This window comes from Streptomyces lincolnensis, assembly GCF_001685355.1.
Lineage (GTDB): Bacteria > Actinomycetota > Actinomycetes > Streptomycetales > Streptomycetaceae > Streptomyces > Streptomyces lincolnensis.
In genome coordinates, this window is sequence record NZ_CP016438.1 from 1,206,419 (window position 1) to 1,227,295 (window position 20,877).

18 protein-coding genes are annotated in these 20,877 nt (G+C 72.1%); 8 read left to right on the top strand and 10 right to left on the bottom strand.

What is annotated here, in order from left to right; translation table 11 throughout:
- Positions 1-15 precede the first annotated feature (15 nt).
- A complete protein-coding gene (locus tag SLINC_RS05345; RefSeq protein WP_067427430.1) occupies positions 16-1,200 on the top strand; it encodes a flavin-dependent monooxygenase in 1,185 nt (394 codons plus the stop codon).
- Positions 1,201-1,242: 42 nt separating this feature from the next.
- Here the strand turns inward: SLINC_RS05345 and SLINC_RS05350 are convergent, their stop codons facing one another.
- Both SLINC_RS05350 and SLINC_RS05355 read right to left on the bottom strand, forming a co-directional pair.
- The gene (locus SLINC_RS05350) at positions 1,243-2,403 is read right to left on the bottom strand and encodes an LCP family protein (protein WP_067427432.1); all 1,161 of its coding nucleotides are present in this window, start codon (positions 2,401-2,403) and stop codon (positions 1,243-1,245) included.
- 30 nt (positions 2,404-2,433) lie between these two features.
- Complete coding sequence (locus SLINC_RS05355) at positions 2,434-4,515, bottom strand: bifunctional polysaccharide deacetylase/glycosyltransferase family 2 protein (protein ID WP_067427434.1); 2,082 nt, start codon at positions 4,513-4,515, stop codon at positions 2,434-2,436.
- 202 nt (positions 4,516-4,717) lie between these two features.
- On the opposite strand from SLINC_RS05355, the gene SLINC_RS05360 reads away from it, so the two are divergent.
- A complete protein-coding gene (locus tag SLINC_RS05360) occupies positions 4,718-5,950 on the top strand; it encodes an MFS transporter (protein WP_067427435.1) in 1,233 nt (410 codons plus the stop codon).
- Between the two features lie 127 nt (positions 5,951-6,077).
- Complete coding sequence (locus SLINC_RS05365; RefSeq protein WP_067427436.1) at positions 6,078-7,172, top strand: serine hydrolase domain-containing protein; 1,095 nt, start codon at positions 6,078-6,080, stop codon at positions 7,170-7,172.
- 20 nt (positions 7,173-7,192) lie between these two features.
- Here SLINC_RS05365 and SLINC_RS05370 read toward each other — a convergent pair whose 3' ends face one another.
- Together SLINC_RS05370 and SLINC_RS05375 are read right to left on the bottom strand one after the other, a co-directional pair.
- Positions 7,193-7,861 carry a class F sortase gene (locus SLINC_RS05370; protein WP_067427437.1) on the bottom strand — a complete coding sequence of 223 codons (669 nt, stop codon included), beginning with the start codon at positions 7,859-7,861 and terminating at the stop codon, positions 7,193-7,195.
- Between the two features lie 115 nt (positions 7,862-7,976).
- Positions 7,977-8,486, bottom strand: a complete 510-nt coding sequence (locus tag SLINC_RS05375; RefSeq protein WP_067427439.1) for a hypothetical protein — start codon at positions 8,484-8,486, stop codon at positions 7,977-7,979.
- A gap of 245 nt (positions 8,487-8,731) precedes the next feature.
- Here SLINC_RS05375 and SLINC_RS05380 point away from each other — a divergent pair, with 245 nt between their 5' ends.
- The 4 genes from SLINC_RS05380 to SLINC_RS05395 all read left to right on the top strand — a co-directional run bounded on the left by SLINC_RS05380 (position 8,732) and on the right by SLINC_RS05395 (position 13,176).
- Positions 8,732-10,744 carry a GDSL-type esterase/lipase family protein gene (locus SLINC_RS05380; protein ID WP_067427441.1) on the top strand — a complete coding sequence of 671 codons (2,013 nt, stop codon included), beginning with the start codon at positions 8,732-8,734 and terminating at the stop codon, positions 10,742-10,744.
- A gap of 128 nt (positions 10,745-10,872) precedes the next feature.
- On the top strand, positions 10,873-11,421 hold the full coding sequence (locus SLINC_RS05385) for a DUF2269 domain-containing protein (protein WP_067427443.1): 549 nt from the start codon (positions 10,873-10,875) through the stop codon (positions 11,419-11,421).
- Positions 11,422-11,444: 23 nt separating this feature from the next.
- Complete coding sequence (locus SLINC_RS05390) at positions 11,445-12,536, top strand: DUF6183 family protein (protein ID WP_067427445.1); 1,092 nt, start codon at positions 11,445-11,447, stop codon at positions 12,534-12,536.
- 79 nt (positions 12,537-12,615) lie between these two features.
- Positions 12,616-13,176 carry a hypothetical protein gene (locus SLINC_RS05395; protein WP_067427448.1) on the top strand — a complete coding sequence of 187 codons (561 nt, stop codon included), beginning with the start codon at positions 12,616-12,618 and terminating at the stop codon, positions 13,174-13,176.
- Between the two features lie 20 nt (positions 13,177-13,196).
- Here the strand turns inward: SLINC_RS05395 and SLINC_RS05400 are convergent, their stop codons facing one another.
- Genes SLINC_RS05400 through SLINC_RS05415 form a run of 4 tightly spaced genes read right to left on the bottom strand, consistent with a single transcriptional unit; the run spans position 13,197 to position 16,966 of the window.
- Positions 13,197-14,462: an NAD(P)/FAD-dependent oxidoreductase gene (locus SLINC_RS05400; protein WP_079164418.1), complete on the bottom strand. Its 1,266-nt coding sequence runs from the start codon at positions 14,460-14,462 to the stop codon at positions 13,197-13,199.
- The gene (locus SLINC_RS05405) at positions 14,459-15,265 is read right to left on the bottom strand and encodes an amino acid ABC transporter ATP-binding protein (protein WP_067427450.1); all 807 of its coding nucleotides are present in this window, start codon (positions 15,263-15,265) and stop codon (positions 14,459-14,461) included. Before SLINC_RS05405 ends, SLINC_RS05400 begins: the two co-directional genes overlap by 4 nt.
- Entirely contained in the window at positions 15,262-16,047 is a 786-nt protein-coding gene (locus SLINC_RS05410; protein ID WP_067427452.1) for an amino acid ABC transporter permease, read from the bottom strand. Before SLINC_RS05410 ends, SLINC_RS05405 begins: the two co-directional genes overlap by 4 nt.
- Before the next feature lie 16 nt (positions 16,048-16,063).
- On the bottom strand, positions 16,064-16,966 hold the full coding sequence (locus SLINC_RS05415; RefSeq protein ID WP_237281988.1) for a substrate-binding periplasmic protein: 903 nt from the start codon (positions 16,964-16,966) through the stop codon (positions 16,064-16,066).
- A gap of 228 nt (positions 16,967-17,194) precedes the next feature.
- On the opposite strand from SLINC_RS05415, the gene SLINC_RS05420 reads away from it, so the two are divergent.
- A complete protein-coding gene (locus SLINC_RS05420; RefSeq protein WP_067427456.1) occupies positions 17,195-18,373 on the top strand; it encodes a CdaR family transcriptional regulator in 1,179 nt (392 codons plus the stop codon).
- 54 nt (positions 18,374-18,427) lie between these two features.
- On the opposite strand, the gene SLINC_RS05425 is transcribed toward SLINC_RS05420, so the two are convergent.
- Entirely contained in the window at positions 18,428-20,068 is a 1,641-nt protein-coding gene (locus SLINC_RS05425) for a thiamine pyrophosphate-binding protein (RefSeq protein WP_067427458.1), read from the bottom strand.
- Positions 20,065-20,853, bottom strand: coding sequence for a cyclase family protein (locus tag SLINC_RS05430; RefSeq protein ID WP_067427460.1), 789 nt, complete (start codon positions 20,851-20,853; stop codon positions 20,065-20,067). The genes SLINC_RS05425 and SLINC_RS05430 overlap by 4 nt, the downstream gene beginning before the upstream one ends.
- Positions 20,854-20,877: the final 24 nt, after the last annotated feature.

The following is a 20,877-nucleotide window of genomic DNA, read 5'->3' on the forward strand; positions in this document are numbered from 1 at the left end:
GACCGGAGGTCCGCCATGGCCGACTCCTCAGCGCCGCGTTCCGATGCCGATCTGGTCGCTCGGGTCAGGGCGCTCCGCCCGCTCGTCCGGGACCACGCCCCGCGTGCCGAACAGCAGCGCAGGGTGACCGACGAGGTCGTCGCGGCGCTGACGGAGGCGGGGGTGTACCGGATGAACGTGCCCCGGCGGTACGGCGGTTACCAGAGCGGGGTGCGCACGCAGGCCGATGTGCTGGCCGAACTCGCCACCGGCTGCGGCTCGACCGCTTTCACTGCGGCGATCCAGGCGGGCTGCGCCTTCATCGCCTCGCTCTTCCCGGACGAGGCCCAGGACGAGATCTTCACCGGTCCGGACGTCCGGGTCGGCGGCACCCTCATCCCGGACGCCACGGCGGTCGCCACGGACGACGGCTATGTCGTCAACGGCACCTCCGGTTTCGCCACCGGGTGCCGGCACGCCGACTGGCATCTGCTCACCGCCCGGGTCGAGTCCGCCGACGGGCCGCCCGAGGTGCTGTGGACCGCCGTGCCCATGGCCGAGCTGGAGATCCTCGACGACTGGCGTGTCTGCGGACTGGCCGGAAGCGGCAGCAACAGTGTCGTCGCCCGTGACGTGGTCGTCCCCGCCCACCGCGTCCTGCCCGTCGGGCCCCTGCTGGCCGGGGAGTTCCCCTCGAAGGCCAACGCCGACGACCCCTTCTACCGGATGCCCGTCCTCCTGCTGTTCTGTGTCTGGACGGCGCCCAACGCCCTCGGTCTGGCGCGGTCGGCACTGGCCGAGTTCCGCGCGCGGATCCACCGGCGGGGCATCACCTACACCTTCCACACCCGCCAGCACGAGGCGGGCGTCACCCACCTCCAGGCCGCCGAGGCGGCGATGAAACTCTCCTGCGCCGAACTGCTGACCGACGAGTTCGTCACCCTCATCGCATCCCGTGCCACAACCGGCGAGCCGTACACCCTGGAGGAACGCGCCCGCATCCGAGCACAGGCCGGCTACGCCACCCGCCTGTGCAAGGAAGCCGTCGACCTCCTCGCCTCCGCCTCCGGCGCCTCCTCCCTCCACCTGGACGTCCCCATCCAACGCACAACCCGCGACCTCCACGCCCTCACCCTCCACTCCTTCGTCAACCCGACGACCAACCTGGAGCTGTACGGGCGGGTCCTGTCGGGCCTCGACGCGGGCACACCGTTCATCTAGGGACGAGTGTTCGGCACGTCGACGGCCGGCTTCCGAGGTGTCTCAGGTCGTCGGCAGATCCGCCCGGAGGCGGTCGAAAAGCTGTCGCGCCCGTGTCGCGTCCCAGCGGACCGCGCTGCCCTTGGAGGTGGTGAGGTCGGGGTCGGAGACGGGGACGTTGAGTTGGCTGCCGGTGCCGGCGGTGACGCCTCGTAGGGCGTCGAAGAGGGACGTGAGCTGGGGCAGGCCGGTGTTGTCGTCGACGACGAGGGTGTCGAGGCCGGCGGTGACGGTGGGGAGGGACTTGGTCGGGTCGAGGAGGGTGCCGGGGGTGGCGGCCTTGGCGGCGAGGGCGGCGAGGAACTTCTGCTGGTTGCGGGTGCGGCCCAGGTCGCCCGCGGCTTCCTGTTTGCGCTGGCGTACGAAGGCCAGTGCCTCGGCGCCGTCGAGGGTCTGGCAGCCCTTGCCGAGGTTCGCGCCCGAGTCCTTGTCCCTGACGGCCTTCTCCAGGCACAGGTCGACGCCGCCGACGGCGTCCACCACGCCGACGAAGCCCGCGAAGCCGATCTCGGCGTAGTGGTCCACGTGCAGCCCGGTGTTGCGCTCCACGGTCCTCACCAGCAGCTCCGGCCCGCCCAGGGAGAACGCGGCGTTCAGTTTGTCCGGCGTGGCCGGGTAGCTCCGGCCGGTGTCGGGATCGACGTAGGGCGGGATCGTCACCCATGAGTCGCGCGGCAGGCTCATCATCGTGGTGCCACGGGTGCCGGTGTGCAGCAGGATCACCGAGTCCGTGCGCCGGCCCTCGGCGGAGCCGGTGCGCAGGTCTTCGCGGTCCTGCGGGGACAGTCCCTCGCGGCTGTCGGAGCCGACGACGAGGTAGTTGGTGCCCTTGCCCTGCGGTGCCCGGGCGGTGAGCGTGTCCAGGTCCACCGCCTTGTCGAGCTCGGTGTCGGCCCACACGTACGAGCCGACGCCGAAGGCGAGCAGCCCGCCGAGCAGCAGCGCCAGCCCCCGCACAACCCGGCGGCGCCGGGTCGGGCGGGGCCGCGGTGCTCTGCTGCCGCGCTCGGGCGGGCCGTGACGCCGCCCCTCGCCGGTGCGGCCGGGAGGAGCGGGTGAGGGCATACCGGGCAGGGGCGCCGTGCGGATCGACGGCGGAGGCGCGTAGGGCACCGCCCGCCCGGTCGTGCGCTCGCCCCGCGGGCGGTCGGTCCAGTGGTCCATCGGCCTGTTCAGTCCCTCAACGCATCGGGATCACCTCGTCGGCAGACTCTTGTACGGCGCCGGACCGCCGATCTGTTCAGCCGCCGACCCGGATCGCTTCATGCGCTGCCACGTCAGCCTGCTGCCGAACAGCAGGGCCACGACCGACTGGATGACGACCAGGTACATCAGCTGCCGGTAGACGAGGATCTGCAACGGCATCGACCACAGGGTCCGCCGCCGCTCCCCGTCGAGACGCAACGCGTAGGCCGCGCTGGCCAGTTGGACTCCAAGGAAGGCGAACCACACCCCGGCGGACTGCCACGGGTCGCGGAACAGCACGCCGTACAGGGCGTAGACGTCGATGACCGGGGCGAGCAGCGGAAGCAGGACCTGGAAGAGCGCGAGATAGGTCAGTCCGCGGCGGCCGAAGCGCCCGGAGGTGCCGACGTCCAGGACGGCGCCGCGGTGCTTCCACATCGCCTGGATGGTGCCGTAGCACCAGCGGTAGCGCTGCCGCCACAACTGGCGCAGGGACGTGGGTACTTCGGTCCAGGCGACGGCGGACTCCTCGTAGAGCACCCGCCAGCCCGCCCGCCACAGGGCCATCGTGAGGTCGGTGTCCTCGGCGAGGGTGTCGTCGCCGATCCCGCCGACGCCCAGCAGCGCGTCCCGGCGGAAGGCGCCGATGGCGCCGGGCACGGTCGTGATGCACTCCAGGACCTCGAACATACGGCGGTCGAGGTTGAACCCGAAGCAGTACTCCAGGTGCTGCCAGGTGGCGAGCAGACCGCGCCGGTTGCCGACCTTGGTGTTGCCGCTGACCGCTCCGACGGCGGGGTGCGCGAGCGGCTGGACGAGCTGGTGGACGGCGTCCGGCTCGAAGACGGTGTCGGCGTCCACCATGACCACGATCTCGTACCGGGCGTGCGCCAGACCGGTGTTGAGGGCGGTGGCCTTGCCCCCGTTGGGTGTGCGGATCACTTCCACGCGCGGGTCGGAGATCCCCGCGGCGATCTCCGCGGTGCGGTCCGTCGACCCGTCGTCGATCACGACGATCTGAAGGTGTCTGTGGGTGGAGTCGAGCAGCGAGTGCACGGTGGAGGCGATGCCGGCCTCCTCGTTGTACGCCGGGACGAGCACCGTCACCGGTTCGGTCACCTCCCGCATCCAGGGCGCGCCCGGCCGGAAGCGCTCCAGCCTGCGGACGTGGGCGCGGGCGAAGACGGCGAGCAGGGCCAGCCGGAGCACGCCGAGGCCGCCGGCGATGCCGAGCACCCAGGTCATGGCGCCGGAGAAGGTGCGTCCGAGGCCGGTGACGCCGATCAGAGCGGTGCCTTCCCAGCGCGCGAGGGTGGACACCGGGGTGTACGGGGTGAGGTCGAGTCCGTCGGACACGGTGGTGAAGCGGTCGACGCCGCGGGCGGTGAGGAGCTTGGCCGTCTTCTGGTAGGCGGTCGCCGTCTGGCTGAACTGCCGGACCAGCCCCTGTGCGGGCTTGCGGGAGGCCTTGTCGGCGGCGACCAGCACGTAACCGCGGGCGGTGGCCTGCCGGGCCGCCTGCCACTCCTTGCCGCACAGGGTGTCCGGCGAGGTGGTGCGCGGCATCCGCAGCAGGGTGGTGTTCAGGTCGGCGGCACCGGCCAACGCGGCCTGGGTCAGGTCGAGTTCGCTGGAGAAGCGGGGTGCGGAGGCCTCGCCGAGGGCGGCGCCGGTGTAGGTGTTGGAGCCGATTTCGTGGCCCTCGGCGCGGATCCGCCGCACCAGCTCCGGGTGCCGGGCGGCCTGGGAGCCGAAGAGGAAGAAGGTGGCGCGCGCCTGATGGCGGCGCAGCAGGTCGAGCAGGCGGGGCGTCCACACCGGGTCGGGTCCGCCGTCGAAGGTGAGCGCGACCGTGCGGGCGGGCATCGAGGCGGTCTGGATCCCGCCGCTGTTGATGCCGACGACGGGGCCGTCACCGTAGGCCACCGCGTCCGGCGCGGGTTCGGTGCAGGGGGAACGGGACTTGGCGGCGTCGACCTCGTGGTCGGTCCAGCCCTCGAAGAGCAGGACCGCGAACATGGCGGGGAGGACGAGGAGCAGTAACAGCCAGTGTCCGCGCGGGTCTCGGGACTGCTTGTGCCGGGCTTTCACGGGTCTTCGGACCTCCTTCCCGAGGGGGCCTCGCGAAGGACGTGCGGCTCCCGCGCGGCGCCTGTTCTGCCTCCCTGGGCGCCGGAGGGCGAAGAGGTGTGCCGCCGCTGACTCATGGGGTTCGAGGTACGCATGGGGCGCGAGTGTAGCCACGGCTGCCTGCCTTGCGTGGCGTCACAGAGGACCTCACACTGGTGAACTCATGGATGAGCCAGGGCCGTTATGGCGCAACCGGGACTTCGTGCTCCTGTGGAGCGGTCAGGTCGTCTCGACGGTGGGCATGCGCGTGACGGCGCTGGCGTACCCGCTGCTGGTGCTCGCGCTGACGGGTTCGCCGTTCCAGGCCGGGCTGGTCGGCTTCGCCCAGAGTCTGCCGTTCCTGGTGCTGTATCTGCCGGCCGGGGCGCTCATCGACCGCTGGGACCGCAGACGTGTGATGCTCGCCGCCGACGGTCTCCGTGCGGTGCTGCTGGGGCTGGTGGTGCTGGGGCTGGCCGTGGACGTGTTCTCGGTACCGGCGCTGCTGGTGATCGTGTTCCTGGACGGCGCGTGTTTCGTGTTCTTCCAGCTCGCCGAGTCCGCCGCGCTGCCGCACATCGTCCCGACGTCCCAACTGCCCACCGCGCTGGCCCAGAACCAGGCCCGCGAACTGGGCGCGGACCTGGCCGGAGGCCCGCTCGGCGGCGCGCTGTACGCCGCCGGCCGGACCCTGCCCTTCGTGTTCGACATGCTGTCCTACGCCATCGGGTTCGTCACCCTGCTCTTCGTGCGCCCCGGCCTCCAGGACGCCCGACCGCGTGAGCGGCCCCGGAGTTTGCGTGCCGAGATCGCCGAGGGCCTGGTGTGGCTGTGGCGGCAGCCTCTGCTGCGGGCCACGGTGGTCCTCATCGGCGCGGCGAACCTGGTGCTGACCGCGCTGCCCCTCGTGCTGATCGTCCGCGCACAGGAGCTGGGCGTCTCGCCGTCGCTGATCGGGGCGATGCTGGCGATGCCCGGCGCGGCGGGCATCGCGGGCGCCGTCGCCGCTCCCTGGCTGGAGCGGCGCCTGTCGCCCCGGGCGGTGATGATCGGGGCGACCTGGCTGTGGGTCGCCTGCACGGCGACCCTGGTCTGGCTGCCCTGGCCGTTGGCGCTCGGCGCGGTGGTCGCGGCGTGCGCCCTGCCCGAGCCGGTCTTCAACGTGATCGCCATGTCCTACCGGTACGCCCTCACCCCCGACCGGCTCCAGGGCCGGGTGCTGGGCGCGGCCCGGCTGGTCACCTGGGGTTCGCTCCCGGTGGGGTCCCTGGCCGCCGGCTCCCTGCTCCAAGCCCTGGGCGCGCGGGGTGCGTTGGCGGTGTACGCCGTCTTCACGATCGCACTGGCCTCGGTGGCCACCTCCGTCCCCGTGCTACGGCGGGCTCCGCGCATCCAGGATGTGAAGCGCCCCGAGTGACCCCCGAGTGACCTCACACCCATTGCCTCGCATACCCCTCCCCCGTATTGTCCGGGGCGGGGAAACAAGCCCATGGTCCAGGGGGGCGGCCGCGTCGGACGCGGCGACTATCGGGATGGAGGGGCACATGCGCGTCAACGGATTCACCGAGGACGGCTACGAGCACATATGCCTGGTCTTGCAGGAGCTGGTGGACAGCGGGCTGGAGACCGGGGCGGGTGTGTCGGTCTGGCGGGAGGGGCGCGAGGTCGTCCGGCTGAACGCCGGCTGGGCCGACGCCGCGCGGACCCGTCCCTGGCGGGACGACTCCCTGGTCATGACGTACTCCCTGTCCAAGGCGTTCGTCACGCTGGCGGCCCTGGTGGCCGTCCGCGACGGCGCGTTGACGCTCGACCGGCCGGTCGCCGCCCACTGGAAGGAGTACGGCGTCCGCGGCAAGGAGCGCACCACCCTGCGCCACATCCTCACCCACCGGGCGGGCCAGCCGCGCTTCCCGGCCACCGCCGCAGACCTCGACCTGCTGGACGAGGGCGGTCTGCGCGACAGCCTCGCACAGGCCGCACCGGAGTACGCGCCCGGCACCTCCCTCGGCGAACACACCCTGACCTACGGCCACTTGGTCGACGGCGTGCTGCGCGCGGCGGCCGGCACGACCCTGGGGGCGGTCTTCCACGACGTCGTACGGCCCGCCCTGGACCTCGATGCCTGGTTCGGGGTGCCGGACCGGGCGCTGCACCGCGTCGCCGACCTCGAACACGCCCACCCCGAGTGGCCCGAGCGGCTGCACGCCGCGCCCTGGCTCCAGGTCCCCCACGGAGCCCTGGACCTCGGCCGGACCAACTCCCGGGCCCTTCGGCAGTCGGTGTTCGGCGCGATCAACCTGCACACCACGGCGACCACGACGGCCGCGTTCTTCTCCCGCCTCACCGCCGAGGACGGCCCGGTCCGCCGTCTGCTCGGCCCCGAACTCCACTCCGAGCTGCTGACCTCCCAGGTCACCGACAACGACGAGGTCTTCGGCACCCGTCTGACCTGGACGCTGGGCTTCGTCCGCGACAAGGGAAAAATCGCCAAGGGCGGCATCGGCGGCTCCGCCGCCTGGTGGTCACGACGGCACAATCACGCCTGCGCCTACCTCACCCGCCGCATGGACGACCACTCCCGCGCCGCCCGAATAGCCGCCGCCCTCGGCGACGACCTGTCCGTGGTGGGCGAGGACTGACCGTCCCCCAGGGCCCCGCATCAGATCAAATGGGCGAAGACCACCAGGTTCGCGGTGTAGTCCTTGACCCGGCGGTCGTAGTCGCCCGCGCAGGTGATGAGGCGGACCTGGGCGCGGGGGGTGTCGGCGTAGACGCGGTCGCTGGGGAAGTGGTCCTTGTCGAAGGTCTCGACGCTGTCGACGGCGAAGGTGGCCTTGCGCCGGTCGGCCCGTAGGACGTGGAAGCGGTCGCCCTTCTCCAGCTCGCCGAGGTCGGCGAAGACGGCGGCGGAGGTCGCGGTGTCCACGTGCCCGGCGATGATCGAGGTGCCCGCCTGGCCCGGGGACACGCCCTCGGCGTACCAGCCCACGAGGTTGGTGTCGTCGGCGGGAGGCGGTTGCAGCTGGCCGGATCGGCCGATGGCGAGGGCGGTGAAGGGGGCGTCGACCGAGATGTCGGGGATGAGTAGGCGGACGGGGCGGGACCGCGGCAGGTGCTTGCCGAGGGGGCGCGCGGGCGGTGAGGCGGATGCGGCGGCCGGCGCGGCATGCGGGGCGGGTCCGCCGTCGGAGGACTCGTCCTCGCCGGCGAACAGGCTCACCACCAGCAGCAGGGCGAGCGCGCTCCAGAGGACCGTCGCGACGGTGCGGGATCTGCTCCGCGCGGGTGTGGGGTCGGTAGCGGTCGGGGAAGGAGGGCTGGCTGCCATCGGACACCACCTCGCTCGGGCACGGCAGCGGACACAACACGGGCAGGACGAGCGGGGCCGCCGCGACGCGCGGTGCACGTGCGGCGGCCGTGGCTGCTATGTCGTCGGGCATCGGTCAGGCCACGCCTTCGGCGGCCTTCTTGCGCCGCAGGGCGTACACGCCGGTGCCTGCTACGGCGAGCACGGCCAGCCCGCCGGCGGTGACCCCGGTCGAGGCGAGGCCGCCGCCCCCGGTGTGCATGCCGCCGCGCGGCTTGTCGTGCTCGCCCTTCCATTCCTCGTTGTCATGCTTGTCCTGCTTGCCGCTCCACTCGTCCTTGTCGTGCTTGCCGCCGTTCCAGGGCTCCTCGTAGCCCCCGTCGCCCTTGTCCCGGTAGGTCTCCGGGTCGTGCTTGGGGTCCTTGGCCACACCCCAGTCGTCCTCGTTCACCGCGGTCAGCGCTCCGCCACCGGTGTGGATCCCGCCGCGGGGCGTGTCGTGTCCGCGGTCGTTGTCGTGCTCCTTGCTGTAGGAAGAGTTTTCGTGGTCCCAGTCGCCCGTCGCGGCGGCATGGGCGGCGGGCGCGCCGAGCGCGAGAGCCGCGGTGGCCGTCGCGGTGGCGAACATCATGCGGGCAGAACGCATCCGAGAGTCCTTCCGTCGCCCCGGGCAGCTGACGCGTCGCCAGCTGATGTGACCCGGTTCTGACGTGATCCACCGTCAGCCATGCCCGCCGCTCCCACCATCCGGAGCGTTCACACGGGTTAAGCCGGCACCCGGACGGCGGCACCTTCCGGCGTGTGAGATCCCTTGACGCTGAACCGTTTCATTGCTTCTCTCGAAAGGCTGCCTCTGGGAGCGCTCCCACCCCACTCCTGAAGGGAATCCCCATGCAGACCACCCCCCACGTCCTCTCCCCACACCACATCAGACGCACACTGCCGGCCCTCCTCACCGCCGCCCTCCTGGCCTGCCTGCTGTCCCTGACCGGCGGCTCCCCGGCCCGGGCCGCGGTGGGCGACGGGTCGGTGTCCGACCCCAACATCGCCTACGTCGGACGCTGGGACACCGGCTCCGGCACCGCCGCGGTGCCCGGCTGGACCGGCGCCTATCTCCAGACCTCGTTCACCGGAACCACCGTCAAGGTCAAGGCCAGGGACGCGGTCAACCTGTACGTCAGCATCGACGGCGGGCCCGAGGTGTTCCACGCGGGCGTGCGCGGCACGGTGAACCTCACTCCCCGGCCGCTGTCCTCCGGCACCCACACCCTGCGGATCTCCTACCGTTCGGGCGACACCGTCTTCCAGGGGCTGGTCCTGGACTCCGGTGCGCGCACGGTCGCCCCTGCCATGCCCTCCGGGCTGGTCGAGTTCGTCGGCGACTCCATCACCGCCGGCGCCCTCACCGACCGGCTGGCCCTGGACTCGTACGCCTGGAAGGCCGGCGAGCGGCTGGGCATGCGGCACACGCAGATAGCCCGCTCCGGCTACTGTCTCGTCGCGCAGTCCGGCTGCACGGGGCTGAGCGGCCAGTTCTTCAGGAACGCCAGCGCGGGCGGCACGAACTGGGACTTCTCCCGCTACCGGGCCGACGCGGTCGTCATCAACCTCGGCACCAACGACATCGGGCACGGGGTGACCGGCGCCGCCTTCCAGTCGTCGTACACCAGGCTCCTGGCCGATGTGCGGGCCGTGTACCCGGGCGCCCACCTCTTCGCGGTGCAGACGCTCAAGAAGCGCTACGTCAACGAGACCAAGGCCGCCGTCACCGCGCGCGCCGCCTCCGGTGACGCGAAGGTGCACTTCGTCGACACCACCGGCTGGCTCGCCGACGGCACGGACTACGAGGACGGCAACGGGCATCCCAACGAGGCGGGCCACACCAAGTTCGCGAACCGTCTGGCCCCGGTGATCAGCGCTCGCCTCGGTGTCACCGCCACCGCCCGGGCCGCCGCGTCGGCCGAGGCGGCCGCTCCCGGCCAGCCCGGCGACCCCAACATCAAGCTCGTCGGCCGCTGGGACACCCAGAGTTCCAGCACCGCCTACACGCCGTACTGGGCGGGGGCGTACTACCGCGCCGGGTTCACCGGCCGGACCGTGAAGCTCAAGCAGCGGAACACCATCGACCTCTGGGCTCGCATCGACAACGGGCCCGTGACCTTCTTCAACGACGTCAAGGGGACGGTGAACCTGACGCCGGCGCCGCTGGCGGCCGGCAACCACACCCTCCAGGTCAACTACCAGGTGGTCGCGGGTTCTTACCGCGGTGACGCCGTCTTCCAGGGGCTGGTCCTCGACAGCGGGGCGACGACGTTCGCACCACCGGCGCCCACCAAGCTGGTGGAGTTCGTCGGCGACTCCATCACGGTGGGGACGACGACCTCACAGAACGCCCGCACCGCGTACGGCTGGTTGATCGGGGAACGCCTCGGTGTCGAGCACACCCAGATCGCCCAGGGCGGCGCCTGTCTGGTCGCGGCGGCGGACGGCTGCGTCGGCCTTGAGCAGCAGTTCGGCAGGCTCAACCCGAACGCGGCCACGCCCGACTGGAACTTCTCCCGCTACCGGGCGAACGCGGTCGTCATCAACCTCGGCACCAACGACGTCGGCCACGGGGTGAGTTCCCCGCAGTTCCAGACGGCGTACAGCAGTCTGCTGCGCAAGGTCCGCGCGGCCTACCCGCAGGCGTGGATCTTCGCCCTGGAGACCTTCCGGGGTCGGTACGTCCCGCAGACCGAGGCGGCGGTGAAGGCGGCCGTCGCGGGCGGGGACTCCCGGGTCTCCTTCGTCGACACCACCGGGTGGCTCGGCTCCGGCGACCTGTCGGACTCGGTCCATCCCAACGACCAGGGCCATCGCGTGATCGCCGACCGGCTCGCGCCGATCATCTCGGCGCGGATCTGAGCCTGGGCAAGCGGTCGGGGCAGGGGCATCGGTCGTACGCCGATATCCCTGCCGTACGCCGTGGCCAGTACCCGTGGTTACTCCCGCCGTCAGATGTCCGGTGGCATCCCGCGGGGCACGGTGGTCGGGTGAAACTCAGCCGACCCGCACGCCGGGCCTTCCTTGTCGTCCATGTCGCCGCCTCCGCGAGCTGGCTCGGGCTCACGCTCGGGCTGCTCGCCCTCGGGGTCACCGCGGCCACCACCGGCTCCGCGGTGACCGTCGATGCCTCCGTCCGGGCCATGCAGCTGTTCGCCGACTGGCTCCTGCTGCCCGTCGCGTTCCTCACGCTGCTCAGCGGTGTCGTGCTGTCCCTGGGCACGCCGTGGGGGCTGGCGCGGCACCGATGGGTCTGGACGAAGTTCTGGCTGACCCTCGCCACCATCACCGCCACGGTCTTCGCCCTGCGTCCCGGAGTGAACTCCGCGGTCGCGGCCGTCGCCGCGAGCGGGCCGCTGCCCGACGCCGGTGACGTGCTGTTCGGGCCCGTCGTCTCGCTGTCCGCCTACGTGTTCATGACCGTCATCTCGGTCCTCAAGCCGTGGGGACCGACCCGGCGCGGCCGCAGGCTGCGCGAGTCGGCGCGAGGGCCCGCGGGCCGTGCCGCCGCCGACGACCGCCCGCTGGCCTCTCGGTGATCAAGCCCCCCTAGGGTGCTGTCATGTCCGAACTCCCCGACGACGCCTCGCTCAAGGTGTACGCGGCCACCGATCCCGAACGCCTCCACGACCTGGCACGGGCGGCCGACAGCGCCCGTGCCATCGGCAAGCTGTCCGAGTTGCTGGCCGACCAGCAGTCGCGGGAGGCCACCGACTGGGCGATACGCCTGGCGGAGCGGCTGGGCGAGGAGCGGGAGCCCGGCGTGTGGCGGCCGGTGGTGCGGCGGATCGCCTGGCAGCTCGCGCAGCGGCCCAGCATCGTGCATCTCAAGCCGCAGTTCGAGAAGCACGTACCCGTGTCCCTGGACGATCCGGGCACCGAGGTGCGGGCCTGTCTGCTGTACGAGATGGCGTTGCGCTTCGGCCTGGGACGCCGTCACGACGAGGTCTACGTCGCCTACGGCGAGGCGCTGCGTATCCTCGGGCATCCGCTGGCCTGGCTGCCGCTGGGCTCGCTGTACTTCGAGAGCCGGTTGCGCCGGGGGGCGTCCATGGAGGGGCTCATGCTCGGCTCCCGCACTCCGGAGCAGTTGCGGCTCGCCTACCCAGAGCCCCCTCCCACCGACGGCGGTGCCCGCGCCGGCCGCACGGCCCGGCGGGTGCCGGACGAGACGCGCGCCGCGGCGGCCACCGAGGCGTTCGCTCCGCTCGGCCAGTACGAGGCGGCGTTCTACACGCTGCCCGAGCCGCTCGACCCGGCCGACTTCAACGCCGCGCTGCTCGCCGAACTCGACGCCGAGTGCCTGGAAGCCGTCACGAGCGACACGATCACCGCGGTGCACACCACCGCCGACGATCTCGCGGACGACTTCTTCACGGCCGCCTTCGGCGGCGGCCTGTGGACCGAGCCCCTGCACGGCGCCTACGCCCGGCTGCTCACCTGGCGCAGCCTGTACGCCGTTATGGACCTCGACACCGGGGCCTCGCACTACGACGCCGTACGTCTGGCCTCCGACCATCGCTGGCTCCGCTTCGCCCTGTCCCGGTACACCGCCAACCGGTGGTTCCACGGCGACTTCACGGACGCCGGTTTCGCCTGCCTCGACCCCACCCGCACCCGCGTCGCCGTGATCGCGGTGACCGAGACGGACTGACCGCCTTCGCCGCGGGGTCGGAAGACCCGGTTCCGTGCTATCGACTGTCCAGTCGTGGCGGTCGAGGGGCGGAGGCGTGGTGCGCGGTAGACGTGCGGTCGTGGTGGCGGGCCTGGTCGGTGTTCTCGGTCTGGCCGGGTGTTCGCCCGGGGACGACGGGGGTTCGGCGAGGCCGACGGACGCGGTGACGGCCTCGTCCGCGGCGTCGTCGCCCGGCTCCCCCACTCCCGAGCCTTCTTCTTCGCCCTCGCCCTCCGTCTCGGCCTCGCCGTCCGCACGTCCGTCGCCCGTGCCCGTCACCGGACCGGACCAGAAGCTGGTGACCATGACGGTCAGCGGCGGCTACGCCGGGGTCAGCAAGAAGGTGGTCCTCCGCGGTGACGGCACCGTCCGGGCCACGGACGAGGGCAGAACCGTCGTACGGCGTACCGGCGCCGCCCAGTTCACGAAGCTGCGCACACTGCTCGGGGACCCCGCGCTGGACGAGGTCCCCGAGTTCACGATCGACATGGGGGCGGCCGACATGTTCCAGTACACGCTCCAGTTCGACGGCCGTACGGTCATGACGGACCGCTCCGCCGGGCAGCCCGCGCTGGATCGCCTCATCGGCGCCCTGGAGGCCTGGCTGCCGAAGGGCTGACGGCGCCGGTGCACAACCCCCTAGTGGCGCAGTCGGTCGTAGCGGAAGGGGGCGAGGGTGTCGGGGCGGTGGCCGGTGCGGACGTACTCGGCCAGGCGGTGGCCGGTGACGGGGCCGAGGGTGACGCCGAGCATGCCGTGGCCGGTGGCGGCGTAGGCGTTGTCGTGACCGGGGACGCGGTCGATGACCGGAAGGCCGTCGGGAAGGAAGGGGCGTCCGCCGACCCAGGGGTCGCGGATCAGGCCGACCAGGTCATCGGGGTCGTCGAACCAGCGGCCCAGGTAGTGCCGGCTGGCGAGGGCGACGGCGACGATGCGGCGCCAGTCGAGGCGGTTGTTGTTGCCGCTGAGTTCCATGGTGCCGCCGATGCGTGTGGTGGTGCCGATCGGTGAGGCGACGGCCCGGCGCTCGCCGAAGTACAGCGTGTGCCGGGGAGCCGGGTCCAGGTCCACGGAGAAGCTGTAGCCCTTGCCGGCCTGGAGCGGCAGCGGGTGTCCGAGGGCGCCGAGCAGAGCGGAGGAGCGCATGCCGGCCGCGACGACGACGGCCGAGCAGGGGATCTCGCCCTGAGCGGTGCGCAGCGCGGCGACATGCCCGCCGGAGGTGCGGAACCCGGTGGCCTCGACGTTCTCGTGGACCTTCACGCCCGCGGCGGCCAGTGCCTCGCCGAGCCCGACGGCGAAGGCTTCCGGATCGACCACACCCTCGCCCTCGACGAGGTAGGCCGCCCGCACCCCGGACGACAGGGCGCCGTCCAGCAGCCGGGCCTCGTCCCCGGTGACCACGTCGTCGGGCAGCGGATAGTGGCCGTCGGCCATCTCCCGTTGCAGGGCGAGGTGGTGGCGTGCCTCGGCCGGGGACAGGAAGGCGTGGACCATGCCGGGGCGGGTCAGGGTGGTCTCGACGCCGGCCGCGCGCAGGCCGTCGAAGAGGTCGAAGGTGGTGCGGTTGAGTTCGGCGACGGCGGCGTAGCCGTGCCGGAAGGCGGCCGGTGTGCTGCTGCGCCAGAACCGCCACAGCCAGCGCACGAACGCCGGGTCGGGAAGGGGCCGTAGATACAGCGGTGAGTCCGGGCGTCCCAGCGAGCGCAGCGCGTACCGGACGACGCCGGGCGCGGGAACCGGCGTCGAGTGGCTGAGGCAGACCCAGCCGGCGTTGCCGCGGGAGGCCCCGGAGCCCAGGCCGCGCCGTTCGACGACCTCGACCTCCAGGCCCGCCTCGGCCAGGTAGTAGGCGGTGCACAGTCCGACCACCCCGCCGCCGACCACCACCACGGGGGCACTCATGACGCCGTCCCGTAGGAGGAGAGGAACTCACGGGTGCGGGCCTGGGCGGGGTTGTCGAGGACGTCCCGCGGGTGTCCCTCCTCGACGATCCGGCCGCCGTCGACGAAGACGACGTGGTCGGACACGTCCCGGGCGAAGGGCAGTTCGTGCGTGACCAGCAGCATCGTCATACCGTCGGCGGCGAGTTCGCGCATCACGCTGAGCACCTCCCGGGTGGCCTCCGGGTCCAGGGAGGAGGTGGGTTCGTCGAAGAGCAGGACCTCGGGCCGCAGGGCGAGGGCGCGGGCGATGGCGACGCGTTGCTGTTCGCCGCCGGAGAGCTGTTCGGGCTGGGCGAGGCCGCGGTGGGCCACTTTGACCCGGCGCAGCAGCGCGACGGCCCGCTCCAGCGCCTCCTGTTCGCCGATGCCCGCCTTGCGCTGCGCGAGGACGATGTTCTCCACGGCCGTCAGATGCGGGAACAGGTTGAACCGCTGGAAGACCATGCCGACGGTGCGGCGCAGCCGGGGCAGGTCGCGGCAGACCGTACGGCCGCCCTCGTGCACCACTTCGCCGGCGACCTCGACCGTGCCGCGGTCGGGGCGCTCCAGCAGGTTGACGCAGCGCATCAAAGTCGTTTTGCCGCCGCCGCTCTGTCCGATGACGCTGACGATGCGGCCGCGGGCGACCTCCAGGTGCACGTCGTCGAGGACGAGCCGGCCGTCGAAGGACTTGCTGAGCCCCTCGATCCGTACGACCGCCTCGGTGGGCGTCGGCGCATCGGCCGATGCGGTTGTCTTCTCCGTGATGACGGGCTCGGTCATACCGCCGCCTCCTTCCGCTCGGGGTCCGTCCTGAAGCCGCTGCCCGTCTTGGTGTCACCGCTGAGGTCGGCCGCGAGCAGGGCGCGGGCGGCCCGCACCCGGCGCCGGCGCCACGGGGACAGCGGCACTCCGGCCCGCACCTTGCGCTCCAGCAGCAGGAGGAGTTGGGAGAGCGGGTAGCACAGCGCGAAGTAGATCGCCGAGATGACCAGATAGACCTCCAGTGCCCGGAAGGTGGCCGAGGTGATGAGCCGCCCTTCGGACATCAGCTCGGCGGCGGAGACGGTGACCAGCAGCGAGGTGGACTTCAGCAGGTCGACGAGCATGGTGTTGGTGCCGGGCAGCGCCTGCCGGACGGCCTGGGGCAGGACGACGTGGCCGAAGATGCCCACCTTGCCGATGCCCAGGGCCTCGCCCGCCTCCGTCTGTCCCGCGTGCACCCCGCTGATCGCGGAGCGGAAGATCTCGGAGAGGTAGGCGGCGTAGAAGACGACGAGGCTGAGGCAGCCGGCCGTGAACACGTCCAGCCGGATCCCGGCCGAGGCCAGGCCGAAGTAGGTCAGGAAGATGATGGCGAGGAGGGGGACGTTCTTGAAGACCTCGGTGTAGACGGCGGCCACCGCCCGCGCGGGCCATGCCTTGCTCAGCCGCAGCAGCGCCACCGCCAGTCCGAGCAGGACCGCGCCGGCGAAGCTGACGGCGGTGTAGGAGACGGTGCGCCCGAGGGCGTCGAGCAGGTCGGACCGGTAGTCGGACCAGGGGACTTGGAAGAGACCGGACATGTCTGTTCCTCCCTTCTCACTGTGCGATGGACGGGGGCGTCCAGTCCTGCGGCCGGTCCACTCCGCGGCGCGCGGTGGCGACGTCGGCGGCGGGCTTGAGGAACTGGTCGGGGTCGCCGCCGTACTTCTCGACGAGCTTCTTCAACTCGCCGTCCGCGTACATGGCGTCGATCTGCCCGGAGATGGCCCGCTCCAGCTTGGTGGCCTGCTTGGGGAGGTAGAAGCCGGTCTGGTACGGCTGGAAGTACGCGTAGGCGGGCTCGGCCTTGACCTCGGCGGCAGTCGGCGGGGTGAGGTACTCCGTGCTGATCCTCAGCTCCGGACGTTCCTTCTGCGCCGCGATGATGATCAGCGGGTCGAGGAAGCCGACGTCGACACGGCCCGCGCCGAGGTCGTCGAAAACGCCGGTGGCGTCCGGGTAGGCGTGCAGTTTCGCGCCGGGTACGGCCTGGATGGACTTCACCCAGACATAGCCCTCGACCGTGCCGAGGTCGCGGTTCCTGAGATCGTCGACCGTCTTGTACGTCTTGCCGCTACGGACGGCCATCGCCGGTGGCGAGTAGTAGGGCGGGTCGGTGAACAGGCCCTGTTTCTGCCGCTCGGCGGACCAGGCGACACCGCCGACGGTGATGTCCACGCGGCGGGACTGCACCCCGGCGAGCATGCCGGCGAAGTCGGTGACCTCGGGCTCGATCCGGAGCCCCAGCTTCTTGGACACGGCGGCGAGGATGTCGCCGTCCAGGCCGACGATCTTTCCGTCCTGGACGCTGGTGTAGGGCGCGTACGGCTGGACGGCCACCTTGATGACGCCGGGGGTGAGCGTGCCCAGGGCAGCGGTCCTGGCGGACACGTTCTTCGGGGCCTCCTCGTCGTCGGAACCGCAGGCGGCGACGGAGGAAAGCAGCAGGATCGCGGACAAAGCGGATATGAGAGACCGCATACGGGTCATCGGCTCGGGCCTTCCGTAGGGCGCTGAGGGGCCCGCCGTTCACCGCGTTGTGCCCCCGGCGGGGTGGGATTGGGCCCATACGCTAGGGATCAACCGGTCGCGAGTCACCGTTCACTTCGTACGAACTTGTGGCCGGAATCGCTCGGTCCCCTGTACGGTGCGTCCAACCCGGCCCGCCCGCGACGGGAGGAACCAGTCGTGCTGAGCCCGTCACTCGCGCAGGAGATCGCCGGGGACACCTCCGCCGTCATCGGCTTCAACGTGCTGATCACCGACGCGGAGGGCATGGTCATCGGCAGCGGGGACAGCAGCCGGGTCGGGACCTTCCACGAGGCCTCCGTCGAGGTCGTCCGCACCCAGGAGGCCGCCACCCACAGCGCCCCGGAGGCCCAGCGGCTGCGCGGGGTGCGCCCCGGGGTCACGCTGCCGCTGGTCACCGACGGCCGCGCGGTGGGGACCGTCGGGATCACCGGTACGCCCGCCCAGGTACGCCGTTTCGGCCTGCTGGTCAAACGCCAGACGGAGATCCTGCTCCGGGAGTCCGTCATGCTGCGCTCCCGGCTGCTCTCGGAGCGGGCCGCGGAGAAGCTGCTGGCCGACATCGCCGCCTACGACCCGCAGGTCGTCGAGGGCGATTTCCTGCTGTTCCGGGCCGCCGAACTCGGTTTCGACCTGCGGCTGCGGCGGGTCGCGGTGGCCTTCGAGGTGACCGTGCCCGACCCGGCCGCGCGTCGGCGGGGAGCGCCCACGCAGGACATGGCCCTGATCCGTTCGGAGCTGCTGCGCAGTGTCCGCGAGGTCTTCGCCGACCCCCAGGACATCGTGGCCGGCACGGCCCCGGGCTGGATCGGCGTCCTGCACCGGCTCCCGGCCCGTCGCCCCACCACCGCCCTGGTCGCCGACTGCCGCCGGGCCGCCGACGTCATCGCCGCGCAGGACGGGCTCACCGCCCGCGTCGGCATCGGCGAGCCGGCCGCCTCCGTGAGCGGTCTGCACGACTCCTACCAGGACGCCTGTGACGCGCTGCGGCTGGGCGCCCGGTCGACCGACGACTCCCCCGTGCACCTCATCACCGACCTGCGGGTCCACCAGGTCGTCGCGGCGGTGGGCCAGTCCGCCCGCAGGCGGCTCCTCGACCTCACGGCCGCGGAACTGCGCGCCCAGCCGGACTGGCCGGCCCTCCGCGACACGGTCACCGCGTGGTGCGAGAACGGCTTCAGCCTCGTCCGGGCCTCCGCCGCCCTGCACATCCACCGCAACACCGTCGTCTACCGCATGCAGAAGATCGAGCAGATCACCGGCCGCCCGATGCGCGACCACCGGGCCACCATGGCCCTGTACCTGGCGTGTCTGGCGGACCGGCTGGGCGGCGGGTGACGATTCCGGTACGGGACCGAGGGGCGCCCCTGGTCTCCATGGGCAGCCCCGGTCTCAGTGCCCGCGGAACGCCTCTTCCAGCCACCAGGAACCCCGGTCCTTGACCACCTTGGCGTCGATGAGGAGAGGCGCGGAGCGGGGCCCCGCCACCCAGTCGGCGACCGCCTTCAGATCGGTGCGGGTGCGGACGGTCACCGCCTCGAAGCCGTAGCCGCGGGCCACGGCGGCGATGTCCGTCGGGGGGAACTCGACCGTGTCGAGGGGGTGGCCGTCGGGGCCGAAGTGGTGCACCTCGGCGCCGTAGCCGTCGTCGTTGTAGACGACGGCCACCAGGGGGAGGCCGAGTCGGCGTACGGTGTCGAGGTCCGCGGCGCCCATCAGTGCGCCGCCGTCGCCGAGGGCGGCCACCGGGAGCCGGTCCGGGCGGGCCAGGGCCGCGCCGATGGTGGTGGCCAGGCCCAGGCCGATGGACTGGAACGCCTGGGTGAAGCAGAAGCCGTTCTCGTCCGGCACCGACAGGTACATGCTCGGGTGGCCCATGAAGTTGCCGGAGTCCACGCCGACCACCCGCTCCGCGGGGAGGATGTCGTCGAGCGCGATGCTCAGCGTGCGGGGGTCGATCCGGTCACGGGTGCTCGTGTCGTCGTAGGCGAGGTCGCGCCACCGCACGCGGGCGGCGATGGCCTCGGCGATGTCGGGCGTCCGGCGGCCCCGGCGTGGTTCGCCGGCCGTCTCCAGCGCGCGTCGTGCCGTGAGTTCGACGTCTCCGGTGACGGCGAGGTGGACGTCGCGGTGTGCGCCGAGCGCCGACGGGTCGTCGTCGATCTGGGCCACGGTCGCGTCGGGGGCGATCAGTTGGCCGTGCCGCATGGTCCACATGTTCAGCGCGCAGCCCCAGCCGACGATCAGGTCGGAGTCCCGGACCAGTTCGGCCGTCAGGGGTGAGGCGAAGCCGCCGGAGACGTCGAGGGACCAGGGGTTGCCGTGGAAGAGGCCGTTGGCCACGGCGGAGGTCGCGAGCAGGGCGCCGTGGTGGTCGGCGAGCGCCTCGATCGCGTCCCGGGCGCCGGGTGAGCGGGAGCCCCGGCCGGCCACGAAGACGGGGCGCCGGGCCCGGTCGAGGGCCTGTGTCAGGGCCGTCACGTCGGCCCGGGTGGGCTCGACGGCGGCGCGGGGCGGGGGTGGTGCGGCCCGGTCGAGGGCGCCGTCGGGTACGTCCAGGGCCTGCACCGGCAGCGGGAGGTTGAGCAGCACGGTCCGGCGTTCGTGCACGGCCCGGTGCACCGCGGTGAGGGCCTCGGCCACCGCGTCCCCGGCCGAGGTGACCCGCAGCGGCAGCGCGCCCACCGCCCGCGCCAACGCCTCCTGGTCGACGAAGAAGTTGGACCGCGGCTCGGTCACCTCGGCGGCCAGGACGAGAAGCGGCGTACGGCTCTTGGCCGCCTCGGCCAGACCTGTCATCGCGTTGGTGAGTCCCGGCCCCTGGTGGACGCTGAGTGCGGCGACGGTGCCGCTGGTGCGCGCGTACGCGTCGGCCATCGTCGCGGCACCGCCCTCGTGTCGGGCGGCGACGAACCGCGCACCGGCCGCGACCATGGCGTTGGTCAGATGGAAGTTGCCCGATCCGACCACGCCGAAGACCTGCGTGATCCCGGCGTCGACCAGGGCCCGCCCGACCGCCTCGGCGACCTTCACGACCGCTCCACCAGGGCGAGCACCCGGGCGGGCGATCCGGATCCGGCGACGATGGGCAGCGGTCCGGCGACGACGACGGAGCCGGTGGCCGGCAGCTCCCCCAGGTTGCGGAGCTGGGTGAGTCCGTACTTGTCGCTGCCCATGAGGTAGGAGTGGCAGGGGAAGGCCGGGTCGAAGGCGTGTCCGCGCCCGGCGTCGGTCCCCACCGTCTCGACTCCGAGGCCGATCACGGGCGCCTCCTGGGCCACCCAGCGGGCGCACTCCGGCGACAGGCCCGGGGTGTGGGGGCCGTTCTCGTCCGCGTTCAGGAAGGTCTCCTGGGAGTGCGCTCGGGCGTCCCAGCCGGTGCGCAGCAGCAGCCAGCCGCCGTCGGGCAGCGGCCCGTACTTCGCCTCCCAGGCCTGTATGTGCTCCACCTCGACGAGGAAGTCCGGGTCCTGCTCCGCCTCGGCGGTGAAGTCCAGTACGGCGGCCGGGGCGATCAGCCGGGAGGCCGGTACCGACGCCACGTCGGCGAGATCCTTGCCGGTCACCCAGTGGTTCGGGGCGTCGAAGTGGGTGCCGGTGTGCTCGCCGCTGCGGAAGTTGTTCCAGTACCAGGCCGGTCCCCGGTCGTCGTACCTGCTGATCTCCTCCAGCTCGAACACCGCCGTCTGGCCGAACTGCGGCGGCAGTTGGATCACCGGGGTCGCGGACGACAACGGCGAGGTGAGGTCGACGACTTCGACCGACCCCCCTCGCAGTGCGGACACCAGCGAAGCGAGTACCGACGGCTGCGCGGACATGACGGCCTCCCGGGCGTATGCGGA

What these genes read in the sequence shown, in the direction of transcription:
- SLINC_RS05390 (WP_067427445.1), top strand. Translation starts at nt 11,445, where the DNA reads ATGTCCGAACTCCCCGACGACGCCTCGCTCAAGGTGTACGCGGCCACC.
- SLINC_RS05410 (WP_067427452.1), bottom strand. Translation starts at nt 16,047, where the DNA reads ATGTCCGGTCTCTTCCAAGTCCCCTGGTCCGACTACCGGTCCGACCTG.
- SLINC_RS05375 (WP_067427439.1), bottom strand. Translation starts at nt 8,486, where the DNA reads ATGCGTTCTGCCCGCATGATGTTCGCCACCGCGACGGCCACCGCGGCT.
- SLINC_RS05345 (WP_067427430.1), top strand. Translation starts at nt 16, where the DNA reads ATGGCCGACTCCTCAGCGCCGCGTTCCGATGCCGATCTGGTCGCTCGG.
- SLINC_RS05370 (WP_067427437.1), bottom strand. Translation starts at nt 7,861, where the DNA reads ATGGCAGCCAGCCCTCCTTCCCCGACCGCTACCGACCCCACACCCGCG.
- SLINC_RS05400 (WP_079164418.1), bottom strand. Translation starts at nt 14,462, where the DNA reads ATGAGTGCCCCCGTGGTGGTGGTCGGCGGCGGGGTGGTCGGACTGTGC.
- SLINC_RS05430 (WP_067427460.1), bottom strand. Translation starts at nt 20,853, where the DNA reads ATGTCCGCGCAGCCGTCGGTACTCGCTTCGCTGGTGTCCGCACTGCGA.
- SLINC_RS05380 (WP_067427441.1), top strand. Translation starts at nt 8,732, where the DNA reads ATGCAGACCACCCCCCACGTCCTCTCCCCACACCACATCAGACGCACA.
- SLINC_RS05405 (WP_067427450.1), bottom strand. Translation starts at nt 15,265, where the DNA reads ATGACCGAGCCCGTCATCACGGAGAAGACAACCGCATCGGCCGATGCG.
- SLINC_RS05365 (WP_067427436.1), top strand. Translation starts at nt 6,078, where the DNA reads ATGCGCGTCAACGGATTCACCGAGGACGGCTACGAGCACATATGCCTG.
- SLINC_RS05350 (WP_067427432.1), bottom strand. Translation starts at nt 2,403, where the DNA reads ATGGACCACTGGACCGACCGCCCGCGGGGCGAGCGCACGACCGGGCGG.
- SLINC_RS05360 (WP_067427435.1), top strand. Translation starts at nt 4,718, where the DNA reads ATGGATGAGCCAGGGCCGTTATGGCGCAACCGGGACTTCGTGCTCCTG.